11 protein-coding genes are annotated in these 12,893 nt (G+C 53.6%); 10 read left to right on the top strand and 1 reads right to left on the bottom strand.

Annotated features, from left to right (window positions below; all coding sequences use genetic code 11):
- Positions 1 to 39: 39 nt before the first annotated feature.
- The 7 genes from ACZ1HF_RS09680 (at position 40) to ACZ1HF_RS09650 (ending at position 8,802) form a co-directional block, all read left to right on the top strand.
- Complete coding sequence (locus ACZ1HF_RS09680; protein WP_472659021.1) at positions 40 to 663, top strand: enoyl-CoA hydratase/isomerase family protein; 624 nt, start codon at positions 40 to 42, stop codon at positions 661 to 663.
- Between the two features lie 133 nt (positions 664 to 796).
- The gene (locus tag ACZ1HF_RS09675) at positions 797 to 2,107 is read left to right on the top strand and encodes a mechanosensitive ion channel family protein (RefSeq protein WP_472657294.1); all 1,311 of its coding nucleotides are present in this window, start codon (positions 797 to 799) and stop codon (positions 2,105 to 2,107) included.
- Positions 2,104 to 3,279, top strand: coding sequence for a TIGR03862 family flavoprotein (locus tag ACZ1HF_RS09670; protein ID WP_472657292.1), 1,176 nt, complete (start codon positions 2,104 to 2,106; stop codon positions 3,277 to 3,279). Before ACZ1HF_RS09675 ends, ACZ1HF_RS09670 begins: the two co-directional genes overlap by 4 nt.
- Positions 3,280 to 3,350: 71 nt before the next feature.
- Entirely contained in the window at positions 3,351 to 4,493 is a 1,143-nt protein-coding gene (locus ACZ1HF_RS09665; RefSeq protein WP_472657291.1) for an acetate/propionate family kinase, read from the top strand.
- 239 nt (positions 4,494 to 4,732) lie between these two features.
- On the top strand, positions 4,733 to 6,733 hold the full coding sequence (locus ACZ1HF_RS09660; protein ID WP_472657290.1) for a BTAD domain-containing putative transcriptional regulator: 2,001 nt from the start codon (positions 4,733 to 4,735) through the stop codon (positions 6,731 to 6,733).
- A gap of 93 nt (positions 6,734 to 6,826) precedes the next feature.
- Positions 6,827 to 7,783, top strand: coding sequence for a phosphatase PAP2 family protein (locus ACZ1HF_RS09655; protein ID WP_472657289.1), 957 nt, complete (start codon positions 6,827 to 6,829; stop codon positions 7,781 to 7,783).
- A 23-nt stretch (positions 7,784 to 7,806) separates the two neighbouring features.
- Complete coding sequence (locus tag ACZ1HF_RS09650) at positions 7,807 to 8,802, top strand: hypothetical protein (protein ID WP_472657288.1); 996 nt, start codon at positions 7,807 to 7,809, stop codon at positions 8,800 to 8,802.
- On the opposite strand, the gene ACZ1HF_RS09645 is transcribed toward ACZ1HF_RS09650, so the two are convergent.
- Positions 8,799 to 9,359 carry a DUF2585 family protein gene (locus ACZ1HF_RS09645; protein WP_472657287.1) on the bottom strand — a complete coding sequence of 187 codons (561 nt, stop codon included), beginning with the start codon at positions 9,357 to 9,359 and terminating at the stop codon, positions 8,799 to 8,801. The two genes, ACZ1HF_RS09650 and ACZ1HF_RS09645, sit on opposite strands and share 4 nt — an antisense overlap.
- A 240-nt stretch (positions 9,360 to 9,599) precedes the next feature.
- On the opposite strand from ACZ1HF_RS09645, the gene ACZ1HF_RS09640 reads away from it, so the two are divergent.
- From ACZ1HF_RS09640 to ACZ1HF_RS09630, 3 genes are all read left to right on the top strand, one after another.
- Positions 9,600 to 10,838: an aspartate kinase gene (locus tag ACZ1HF_RS09640; RefSeq protein ID WP_472657286.1), complete on the top strand. Its 1,239-nt coding sequence runs from the start codon at positions 9,600 to 9,602 to the stop codon at positions 10,836 to 10,838.
- A gap of 302 nt (positions 10,839 to 11,140) precedes the next feature.
- Complete coding sequence (locus ACZ1HF_RS09635; RefSeq protein WP_472657285.1) at positions 11,141 to 12,004, top strand: hypothetical protein; 864 nt, start codon at positions 11,141 to 11,143, stop codon at positions 12,002 to 12,004.
- Between the two features lie 78 nt (positions 12,005 to 12,082).
- Positions 12,083 to 12,880, top strand: coding sequence for a hypothetical protein (locus ACZ1HF_RS09630; protein ID WP_472657284.1), 798 nt, complete (start codon positions 12,083 to 12,085; stop codon positions 12,878 to 12,880).
- Positions 12,881 to 12,893 lie beyond the last annotated feature (13 nt).

Here is a 12,893-nt window from a genome sequence, read left to right as displayed (position 1 = left end):
GTCGCAATAGGGTGTGGTCGGGACAGCATGGAGTGGATCATGGTGGAAGATGAGATTAGGCTTTCCATAGATGATGGGTTGTGGGTGGTCACGTTAAACCGCCCCGAGAAGGCGAACTCTTTGACCCGTGCCATGTTGGAAAAGCTGGCCAGCATTGCAGAAGATGCAGCAGGTAAAACCAATGCCCTGATCCTGACCGGCGAAGGCAAGGTCTTCAGTGCGGGCGCTGATCTGGAAGCGGCCAAGGCTGGGTTGGCGACGGACCCGGTGTGGGAACGCTTGTCCGGCGCTTTAGTTGCGTTTCCGGGGCTAAGCATCGCAGCCCTGAATGGTACGTTGGCCGGTGGTGCGTTTGGCATGGCACTAGCTTGTGATCTGCGGATTGCGGTGCCAGAAGCCCGATTTTTCTATCCGGTGATGAAGTTGGGTTTTCTGCCACAACCAAGCGATCCAGTACGCATGAAAGTATTGATCGGTCCAGCGCGCGCGAAGATGATTCTGATGGCGGGGCAGAAGATTAGTGCAGACGACGCTCTGCAATGGGGTCTGATCGATGCGATTGTGCCACACGATAGCCTGATGGCAAAAGCTTTGGCGCTATGCGCTGATGCGCTTGCAGCAGACCAACGACATGTGGCGGGGATCAAGGCATTGGTGTCGTAAGGCCAAAACCGGTCTTGCTATAGTCCATGTCTCAGATCAGGCGCAGTTCATCTGAGACATCACTTTCCTTGAGTGTATTCAAGGCTTAAGGATGAATACACATAGCACATACTAGATCGTCAAAGGGTGGCGCATGGATCAGACGGCTTTTCTGGAACAAGCAGCAGAGTACGGCCAGCAGGGGCTTGATATAGCAACGCAATGGCTGACCAGCCCGGCGGCATGGTCTCAATTCGCGGTACTTGTTGTTGCGTTTTTTCTGGCATGGGTCGTATCTCGCAAATTGACGGCACTCTTAGAGCGCCTTCTGACGCCTGCGCCGGACAACCAGAGCGTTCTGGCCAGTGCAAGGCGGTTCATTCTGATTTTTCTACCGTTGATGTTGCCCGTTCTGGCCTATGCGTTCACCGGCATTGGCGAGCAGATCACACGATCTGTTTTTGGTTCAGGGGCAGTCATTGCTTTTGGCAAGCGGGTCTTCCTGTTTCTGGCTGCGCGAATACTGGTACGCCATATCATCAAGGATCCGTTCCTGAATTTGTTGGGCCGCTACGTTTTGATCCCTGTGGCTGCTCTCTATGCACTTGGCCTACTGGATGATTTGATCCTGTATTTGTCGGGCGTGACGGTGTCGCTTGGTAATATCTCCTTCTCGCTGATTGCTCTGGTGCGTGGACTGATTGCAGGCAGTCTCTTGTTTTGGCTGGGGCGCTGGTCGAATGACCAAAGCACTGCTTATCTGACTAAGCGCGAAGAGATGCGGCCTGCCACCCGTCAGCTTGCAGTCAAGGCAGCAGAGATTGCGATATTTGGAACAGCCTTTCTGTTGTTGATGAATATCATGGGCGTCAACTTGTCTACGCTGGCTGTACTGGGCGGTGCGGTCGGTGTGGGCTTGGGGTTTGGTTTGCAGAAGATTGCATCGAACTTCATTTCTGGCGTTATCCTGCTTTTGGAAGGGCAGGCAACCGTCGGAGATTACGTTGAACTGGACGGCGGCGAAGCCGGAACGATCATCAAGATGACCGCACGTGCTACGATTCTAGAGTCCTTTGATGGGCGTTGGATCGTTGTTCCAAATGAAGATTTCATCACGACACGGGTGGTCAATTATTCAGACTCAGGCTCCGCCAACCGCTATGAGGTTGCATTCTCGGTTAGCTATGAGACAGATATAAACATGGTGCCCGCTATTGTAGAGGCTGCGGTCGCCACGCATCCCGGCGTTCTGGATAAGCCGGAGGGCCCTGATTGCGAACTACGTGGGTTTGGCGAGAGCGGCGTGGATTTCGGGTTGGAATTCTGGGTCAGTGGCATTGACGATGGGAAGAACAAATACGCCTCTGACGTGCTGTTCCTGATCTGGAATGCTTTGAAAGACAACAATATCCAAATTCCTTATCCGCACCGTGTGGTTGAGCTGAAAGGCGAGTTGCCCAAGTGAAACGTGCCACTGTCATTGGGGCTGGCCCTGCTGGTTTAATGGCGGCAGAGGTTATGGCAAAGGCCGGGATACGGGTCTGTGTTATAGATCAAAAACCGTCCTTCGGGCGTAAATTCCTGATGGCTGGAAAATCCGGATTGAACCTCACAAAAGATGAAGCGCCCGAACTATTTCATAATGCTTATGACGAAGCAGCTGGCTGGTTGGCCACAATGCTTGAAACTTTTGGGCCGTGCGATGTGGCGCATTGGGCCGAAGGTTTGGGGCAACAGGTGTTTACGGGATCAAGTGGCCGGGTGTTTCCCAAGGTGATGAAAGCCTCACCGTTGCTGCGGGCGTGGCTGGTCCGGCTGGACAGTCTTGGTGTTGAGCGGCGCACGCGTTGGCGCTGGACAGGCTGGCAAGGTGATGCGCTGGTGTTTGAGACACCGCAGGGCGTTGTAACGCAGACCACGGATATCACCATTCTGGCTATGGGTGGCGCAAGTTGGGCGCGGTTGGGGTCTGACGGGCAATGGGCCGCAACTTTAGCTGCGGGAAGCGTTCCTTTGAGGCCGTTTCAGCCGGCCAATGTCGGGCTGCGGATCGATTGGTCAGAATATATGACGCCGCATTTTGGCAAACCGCTGAAAAACCTAGGCTTGCGTACAGGCAAGGAAGTCGTGCGTGGAGAGGCCATGATCTCGGCCAAGGGGCTTGAGGGTGGTGGTATCTATGCGGTGTCCAAGGCTATTCGAAATGGTGCAGCGCTTTCACTGGATTTGCTACCGGATTTGCCGCGGGATGTCGTATCAGAGAGGTTATCCAAACCGCAGGGCAAAGCCAGTCTCAGTACGCATTTGCGCAAGGTTCTGAAATTGGATTCGGTAAAGATTGCATTGCTACATGAATTCGCGCGACCTTTGCCGCAACCACCTTCGGAACTGGCACCCCTGATCAAAGAATTGCCTGTGCCTGTCATCGGTTTGGGGCTATTGGACGACGCGATATCGACGGCAGGTGGTGTTGCACAGGAGGCGCTGGATGATGGCTTGATGCTGAAATCCCGACCTGGCACCTTCGTGGCAGGTGAAATGCTGGATTGGGAAGCTCCAACGGGTGGTTATCTGTTAACAGCCTGTTTCGCGACCGGACGTTGGGCAGGGCAATCCGCGGTCAAGTGGGTCTTATAGCTTAATGCTGGTGTCATTTCTTCACGTGATATGAAATCAAGAAGGCGAACCTTAGCGATATCGGACATGATATGAATGCAATTCTGACCCTGAACTCTGGCAGCTCATCGATAAAGTTTTCTGTTTATGATCAGGCGGATGAGCCTGAAGAGCTAATCGATGGTGAGGTGGAAAATCTTGGCCCCGCGGCGCGGTTATTGCTAAAATCCAAGCCTGCCCAGACGATAGAGATCGGGGCGGCGGATCATACGGCGGCTTTGTCGGCTATTTTGAAAGCGGTAAAGCCGCTATTGGCGGGACGTCAAGTCGTAGGGGTAGGCCATCGCATTGTGCATGGTGGGGTAGAATTCAAAGACCCGACAATCCTGACGGATGGTGTCCTGCAACGTCTTGCGGCATTGGTGCCGCTTGCGCCATTGCATCAGCCTCATAATCTGGCCGGGGTTGCTGCTGCTAAGGCCGCTTTCCCGGACGCAGTTCAGATCGGATGTTTCGACACGGCGTTTCATAACGGTCATCCTTGGGTGAATGATACTTTTGCTTTGCCGCGCCATTTCTATGATGAGGGCGTGCGCCGTTACGGCTTTCACGGGCTGTCTTACGACTACATCACTGGCAAGCTGCAACAGGATTGGCCCGACCTTCCCAAATGTAAAACGGTTATCGCCCATTTGGGCAATGGTGCGTCTATGTGTGCCGTGCAGGAAGGCAAGAGCGTTGGCTCAACCATGGGGTTTTCCGCGTTGGATGGCTTGCCCATGGGGACGCGTTGCGGGCAGTTGGACCCTGGCGTGCTGCTCTATCTGATGGATAAAGGGCTTAGTGCCCCCGAAATTACCTCAATCCTGTATCGGGAAAGTGGTCTCAAGGGTTTGTCCGGTATGACACATGACATGCGAACCCTTCTGAAAAGCGATGCCCCCGAGGCGCGTCAGGCAATTGACTATTATGTGTTTCGCATCAGGCGTGAATTGGGTGCGATGACGGCTGTTCTTGGCGGAATCGATGCGTTGGTCTTTTGTGGCGGGATCGGTGAAAATGCGGTTGAAATCCGAGCCCGCGTTCTGGAAGGCATGGGGTATCTGGGCCTATCTGTTGATCCGCAGGCGAATGCACGCAACGAAACAATCATCGGGCGCGATAAGGCCCTTGTTCTCGTCATTCCCACGGACGAGGAGCGCGTGATTGCACGGGCGGTCAATCACTTAACTTGAAAGGGTCGACAACCCCAGTTCTGCAAGGCCCAGTAACAGGATTGTTGCTCAGGGCTCCATATAAAACCGGGATTTTTGGATATGGTCGTGAAAGCTCAGGTATTACATATATCAAAAATGTTCATGCAATGTGGCTGGCGCGCACAATCAGGACGCAATATCTACGGTATTTAATTGCGTCCTATAGCGCAACGGTTCAAGATAATACTCTAAGTATATAGGTAATGAGGGTCTGGGACTTGGCATCTGATAAGCCAGTGCATCTTGCCGTAATCGGTGGTGCGTTCCTCTCGGTCGGGGGGAAGGCGGGTGTTTTGCGTGGGCGCAAGGCACAGGCTCTGGTTGCGTATCTTGCTTTGTCCGGAAAAGATAGCGTCTCTCGGGAACTTATGGCCGGATTGCTTTGGAGTGATGTGACCACCCAAAAAGCGAAAACATCTCTTAGGCAGGCTTTGATTGAAGTACGGACAGCCTTTGCCGATTATGAAGATTGCCTTGATATTGGACGAACGGATATTTCCTTCCGGCAAGGTCATCTGAGCACAGATATTGATCAGATCATGAGCGGGCTTAAGCAAGGTCAGGTGCCTGATATCCTGCTATCGCGTAGCAATCTTGCTGAGAGCATTCTGCACGGGTTTGAGGACCTCAGCGATGGCTTCCGGGGATGGTTGGAAGATTACCGAGTTAGCACAGAGCACAAGCTTTTGGACACTCTGCAGGAAGGCTACGAAAACCCAACCTATAGCTACGCAAATCGTAAGCGCATGGCAGAGGCCGCGTTATTGTTGGAACCGATGAATGAAGGCGCCTGTCGTGCCATCATGCAGTTGTCGGCAGAAGAAGGTGATCTTGGAACGGCACTTCGGGCCTATAAGAAGCTTTATACGACGATGGATATCGAAATGGGAATGGAGCCCTCGGCCCGTACTCAAGAATTGATTGTCCAGATCAAGCAAGGCAATGTCGAGACACCGCTGGCCGAGACGCCAGAGCCGATTGCGACTGCTGTGCAAGCACCGCCTGCCACACCGATTGCGCCATCTGGCACACCAACTTTGGCGGTTCTGCCGTTTCGTGTGCATGGGGTTGATCCGGTGCCGGATCATCTGGCTGATATGTTGATGGACGATATTGTCTGTAAGCTTGCGACCCTGCGTGAGCCTATCGTCATCTCTAGCAACTCGACCCGGATGTTTTCCAGCGCGCGCGACGCATTTGGCGAAGTCTGTAGCCGCCTTGGGGCGAATTATGCGTTAAGCGGTGCAATCGGTCGTAGTGGGGCAACCTACAAACTGGCAGTTCAGCTTGTGGATGCGCGGACCTCGGTGGTGATCTGGGCCGATGCGTTTCTGATGGACGAGAATGAGTTGTTCCTGACGCAAAGCCTGATCGTTAACAAGATTGCCAACCGGCTTGTACCGTCTCTGCAAGGAACTGAGCTGCGGATGGCCCATGGTCGGGAACCTGCTGATCTGTCGGCCTATCAACTGACGCTGAAAGCCAAAGAACTGATTTTTGAGCTGAAGAAACCGACATTTCTTGAGGCTGGCAATCTGTTACAGCTTGCGGTTCAAAAAGATCCCGGGTTTGCGCAGGCCTATACGGCTTTGGCAGACTGGCACAGCCTGAAAATCGGGCAGGGGTGGTCTAACAATCCGGATGCAGAAAACCGCATTTTGGAACAGGCAGCGCAATCCGCCGTGCGCCTTGGCGGGATGAGCGGACGCGGCTTGGCCATGCTGGGGCATAACAAGGCGATCTATTCCCGTGAGTATTCAGCAGCGATTTCGCTGTTTGATCGGGCTGTGGACAGTTCGCCCAATGACTCGGAAACTTTGATGTGGTGCATCCCGACATTGGCCTATACAGGGCAAAACAAAGACGCGATCCAACGATCTGAAAAAGCGATTAGCCTATCGCCCGAAGACCCGTTCCTGTTCCGCTATCAGCATTTTGCAAGCATCGCCCATTATGCAGCGGGAAATTACGGTGAAGCGGCTGAACTTGGGCTGAACTCTATGCAGCGCAATGTGCATTACACGTCAAATCTACGGGTGACAGCTGCGGCTTTGGTTGAAACCGGGCAGGTCTCGAAAGCGCAAGATATTGCGCAGATCATGCTGAAGGATGAACCGGGCTTTTCGGTGAGTGAGTTTATCAAGCGAAGCGCGTTCAAAGATCATGAAAAACGGGAGAAATACGGTGCCCAGCTTATTGCATGCGGTTTACCTGCCTAGGGCTATTATCTTGAGCTGTATAATCACGTTAGTTTCACGATAGTTTAACGATAGCGCTGCGAGGCTTTGGGGAAATAAAAAGGGGATGGTTCAGTGACAGTCTTTGGAAATGGCGGTATGAATGGGGGGATGAACGGCGGCATGAATGGTGGTATGGCGTCGGGTGCTCAGGACACAGGAATATTTAGTACACCGCCATCCACCCTACCGTTTGATGGTGTTCTGGAGCTGGATGTTCGTAGCACAACCATTCCCAAACATATGGACTTTCCCGAACAGGCTTGGGCGCCAAAGCTGCGTGCGCAACTTATCCTTGCAGAATTCGCCAAAACAGATTGGGAAGAGGCCGGTTCGGTATTGCCCAAGAAAAGTGAGCTTGATTTCAGTAATCTAAAATTTGCAGAGGCTCAGCTTCAACCTCTGATCCAATTTCGTGATACGATACGTGGTAGTCGCAGTGCAGAGATTGCAGCGCAGGCCGATGGATCCGAAGCCTATTGGGCGCATCTATTGATGATTGGGCCGCGTCACCGTGAAGCGACTGCGACGCTGATTGCTGTTGGTATGGCCGTCGGACAGATGGTTGGCATGTATTTCAAGGACAAATACAAGCAGCCCAGACCAGCGCAGTTTTTGCCAGCCTTGATGCCATCTTTGACAACGCCGTCGCATCCGTCCTATCCGTCCGGGCACTCCACCCAGTCTTATCTGATCATGCATCTGGTGACATCGATCCTGCCGGGTAAGTATGACAACCCGATGGCAACATCCATCAAGGCTCTGGCGGATCGTATTGCAGAAAACCGTGAAGTCGCGGGGGTCCATTATCCTATCGACACGGAGGCAGGGCGTCTTTTGGCCGAGAAAGTCTTCAATGACTATCTGTGCGGCAATGACAGGTTGGATAAGCTGATCGAGCAGGCCAAAACAGAATGGGATGATGTGCATCTAAGCGGCTCACCCGGCATTGATGATTTGAATGGCCCAGACTCACTTGGTCAAATTGTGGCTGATCATGTCGTGGACGCGTTGGAGTCGAAAGCAGAATGAGCGTGTCATCCAAGAGCGTGACTATGGCAGGCAACCACGAGGATCCAATCCCGAAACGCCCTATCCCTGTGGCCGAAAGCGCTACGGGCGCTGCGGTTCCTGAAGAATGTGTTCTGCAGGTATTCGCAGAAGAGGAATATCGCGCAGAGGGTGAACGTATCCAGCGCGACCCATCCTATGTCTTGCCTGATAAGCAAGTTGTAGTTGGTGCGGATATACACAAGACGTGGTATTTGCGCGATCAGCGGTATCGCAACACCTGCGTGCCTTTTGCCGTTGCAGCTTGCATTGAGCTTTTGGAAAGTGACAACGATCCTGCAAAGTTGGTCCGTCTATCCCCGCAGTTTCTTTATCACACAATGCGTACCAAACATCCGCTGGAAGGGGATGTGCCACCCGGATATAACCTTGGGGCAACGCGGCTGTCTCAGGCCCGCGATACGCTGGAATGCGAAGGTATCTGCGCCGAAGAGTTCGCGCCCTATGCCCTTGCTATGGCCGGGGATAAAAAACCGCCAATTGAGGGCGCAGCACCTGGTAAAGACGCTTTTGAAGATGCAAGTAAACGTCGGTATCACGGTGGCGATTATGGCATTTTCAAAGATGGCGAACGCCCGGATTTTGACCTGACGCCCAAGTTTTTCGACCTTCTTGAGAACGGTCGCCCAATTGCGGTCGGTGTGCCCGTTTATCGCACGAAGGACGGGCGTGATAATTTCCATACGGTTGATACATTCCGCTCAGGTGTTGTCTATGGTCCGCTGGAACAGCTGGAAGGGCGGATTAATCTGGAACAGATCGTAAGTTCTGGCCATGTGGTCTGTGTTGTAGGCTTTGTGCCAAGTCGGTCCGAACCTATGGGCGGCTGGTTCATTTTCCGAAACAGCTGGGGCGTGACATTTGGGCGAGAACCTGATCGCGCAGTAGGTGTCCCACAACCTGGATATGGCGCGATCTCGGCTTCATATTTGGAACGGTATTGCTGGGAATATTACAGCCCTCCGTCTCAGAAAGTTTAGCCTGCTGCCTGCCAGTCCCGAATGACCTCTAATGGGTAGAGCAGCATAATGATGTTCAGAGCCAACCCGTCGCGGATTATGCTTATGACCACGACCTCCGCAACGATTACAATCGCTACGCTCGCCCAGACAGGAAGCGTGCGTGCCAGCCAAAACCCTATGAACATAGCGCCAATATCAGCAACCGAGTTGACGATACTATCGCCGTAGTAATCCAGCGCAATGGTCACTTCACGATAGCGTTCTATCACCGCATTGGTGTTTTCTGCTATTTCCCATGCAGCTTCGATAATGGTTGCAATGACAAGCCGCCAGCCGACGCTGACTTTACGGGCGACCAGCCAAAGCAGCCCATAGAACAGGATGCCATGCAGCAAATGGGACGGTGTGTACCAATCGCTGATATGCTGTGAGTTTTCAGAACTTACGGTGATACCGTGCCACAGCTTTATATAGCCGCATGTGCATATGGGTTCGCGCCCCATGCCAAGAAGGATTGCGGCGGCCACAACGGTCAAGGCTGCGGTCAGCCAATAGGGTAAGGTTTGTCTGGTCATAAGGGCGAGGGAATCACAGGAAAGTAGCGCTTGTAAATCTCAAATGTTGCGGTGCTGTGCAGCAAGGTGCATATGCGACACGGGCCCATTACATTAATCTATCTCCTGAAACGCTTATGCAGATCGCTCGAAACACGGCAAGTTGAGAGACAGCGCTTCTTCTCTCTTGATCCTGCTCTTGCCCTTTGGTGTGACGCAGCATAGGAAGCAGGCGATTTTAAAGAAGGTATCGAAACGCTCATGCCACGTCTGGTAATGAAATTCGGTGGCACATCTGTGGCCACGCTCGACCGTATCAAACGCGCTGCCAAAAAGGTTGGGCGCGAGGTGGCGAATGGATATGAGGTGATCGTTATCGTCTCGGCCATGTCTGGTAAGACGAATGAGCTGGTGGGCTGGGTTGATGAGACATCTACCTTCTATGACGCGCGCGAATATGATGCGGTGGTCAGCTCGGGCGAGCAGGTAACAGCTGGGCTTATGGCGCTAACTTTGCAGGAAATGGATGTGCCTGCGCGCAGTTGGCAAGGCTGGCAGGTGCCGTTGAAGACAACCTCGGCCCATGGGGCGGCCCGGATCGAGGAAATTCCTACAGGAAATATGGATGCCAAGTTCGCGGATGGTATGAAAGTCGCCGTGGTCGCGGGTTTTCAGGGTATCAGTACCGAAGGACGGATCACCACGTTGGGCCGGGGCGGGTCAGACACCACTGCCGTGGCTTTTGCTGCTGCTTTTGAGGCGGAACGCTGTGACATCTACACGGATGTAGACGGGGTCTACACGACAGATCCGCGTATCAGCAGCAAGGCGCGCAAGCTGGACAGGATTGCGTTTGAGGAAATGTTGGAGCTTGCGTCATTGGGCGCGAAAGTGCTGCAAACCCGATCCGTTGAGCTGGCGATGCGCTATGGGGTCAGACTTCGCGTACTTTCCAGCTTTGAAGAAATGGGCGACAACGCAGGTACTTTGGTTTGTTCGGAGGAAGATATTGTGGAAAGTAATGTTGTCTCAGGGGTCGCGTATTCTCGCGATGAAGCAAAAGTAACATTGATTTCGGTGGCTGACCGCCCTGGTATCGCAGCGGCAATTTTTGGGCCTCTGTCCGAAGCCGGGGTCAATGTGGATATGATCGTGCAGAATATCTCGGAGGAAGGACGTACCGATATGACTTTCTCTTGCCCTGTGGATCAGGTGGCCCGCGCCGATAAAGCGATGCAGGAAGCCAAGGTGCGGGGTGAGATCAATTACCATGATCTGGTGGCCGATACGGATGTTGCCAAAGTTTCTGTGGTTGGCATTGGCATGCGATCCCATGCGGGGGTTGCTGCGAAAATGTTCGAAGCGTTGAGTGTGGAAGGCGTGAATATAAAGGTTATCACGACGTCTGAGATCAAAATCTCGGTCCTGATCGATCGTAAATACATGGAGTTGGCCGTGCAAGCGCTGCATGATATATTCGAGCTGGAAAAAGCCGCCTAAGACCGAAGATGTGTTACGTGATTTCCTTGTCGCGTGGATGACCCGTACCGAAAGTGCGCTGCGCAAAGCTGCACCGCCAGGGTCTGTCTGAATATGTAAGCCCAAATATTTCTGGGCTCCTGCCCGGTGTAACGCACTGCCAAAGCCTAGCATAACCCCGAAACCTGTGTCCCTCATTTGAGGTAACAAAAATCTGCTACTGCGGCTGTGCGACTATTCCCCGCTCCGCTCATTTGCGACTCTTTCAGGTGTAACCGCAGCCCCGGGTGGGCCGCTCCGTTGGATCAACTGGGAGACGTGCGATGAAGGATACATACGATTTTGAAGACTATGACGCAGATGACGATTTCGACATGGAACTCGGCTACGAGGACGATTTCGATGACGGGTATGATGATTATGATGACGACTACGATGATGGGTATGGCGATGACTATGATGCTGTGGGCTATGACGAGGTCGATGTCGAAGACTTTGATGGTATCGACGAATGGGGCTTTCTGAAGAAGGCCTGGCGCGGGATCAAGAAGGTTGCCAAGAAGGTCGCCCCTATCGCCAAGAAGTTGGCTCCTTGGGCGGGCCGCGCCATCGGCATGGCGTTGGGTGGTCCCGCAGGGGCGGCCATTGGCGGTAAGCTGGGCGGTTTCGCCGCTAGTCTTGAAGATGACTACGACGAGATGGACGGCGAGGACACAATAGACGAAATGGAGGCCGAAGACTTCTTCGTGGTCGATTCCATCGACGAGGAAACGGCTGAAATGATGGCGCATGTCGCCTCGAAGACCAAAAAGCCATCGGAGGCCGGGGCGTTGGCGGCGGCATCTGCGGCAGCTTTAGCCTCCAAGGCGCCGCCACCCGTCAAGGCCGTTATGCCTGTCGTCAGTGCGGCATCCAGCAATGTCGCGCAGGTCATGAGCAAAACACCAAAAGCCAGTGTTCTGAAAAAGACCCTGCCGACGATCCAGAAAAAGACCATTGCGACCCTGACCAAGAAAGCCGCGAAGGGCAAGCCGGTCACGACCAAGACTGCGAAACGCGTTATGACCAAACATGCCGCGAAAGTGCTGAACTCTTCCAAGCAGATCGCAAAAGCGATTGCGAAGAACGAGACCAAGCGCCGGTCGCTTAACAAGAAGGCGGTTATGCGCGCTGAGCGCTACATATAATCCGCCTTTCGCACCGGGGGTGTTTGTCCCCGGTGTGCTGCCACATCCCAAGCGACGACAGATAAGGAGTATGGTCCGATGACCGATATGGAACTCTATGCCCCTGACGATTTTGACTTGATGGACAATCTGGACTTTGAAGATGACGCAGAGGGGTTCGATGAATTTGACGACTATAGCGACGAAGTTGATGAACTTGATTGGGGTCGTCTGCTGAACACCGCCGCCTCGTTCGGAGAGACGGCTTATGGTAACTATGTTCCCAAAACATGGGCCAAGAAAAATCGTGGTACTGATGCGACTATCCGGGGCTTGCTTGGCGCGTTGAAGGGTGCCTCCAAAAGCTTTTTTCAGGATGGCATGGATCGCGACGAATTCGAACCGGAATACGAATCCGACACAATCGATGCGATGGAGGCAATGGCCGAAGATGCCATTGACGGCGATGCTATGGACAGCTCGCTGGCTGCGGATGAGATTGTTTCCCGCAGTTTCGGCATGTTGCGCGGCGCGCGCCAGATCCGACCGCTTATGGCCGCACTCAGCCGCGAGGTTCGAAAGTTGCTTATGCGGGCAAGGCGTAATCCTAGATTGCAGACTGCTGCGCAGCTTGCCCCGCTGGCATTGCGCCGTACCGCCGTCACATTGATGCGCATGGCTGTTGCGAACCGGCGCGTTACGCTACCGATCGCTGTCCGCATGTTTCGTACCGCCCTTGGGCAACTGATGCGGTCCGACAGATTGCGTAAGATGGCGTTACAACGGGCACGTCTGCGCGCTCGACGTCACCACAGCCGGCGTGGAGGCTATGGCTCGCGCCACCGTCCAAGCTACCGCCAGCAGCCGCGTCGTGCGGCTTATCCTGTTCGGTATTGAAGCAGGCACGGAG

Source organism: Litoreibacter sp. GN1-5 (assembly GCF_055693805.1).
The sequence above is the reverse complement of the archived record's forward strand: the minus strand, read 5'-3'. Positions and strand labels throughout refer to the sequence as shown.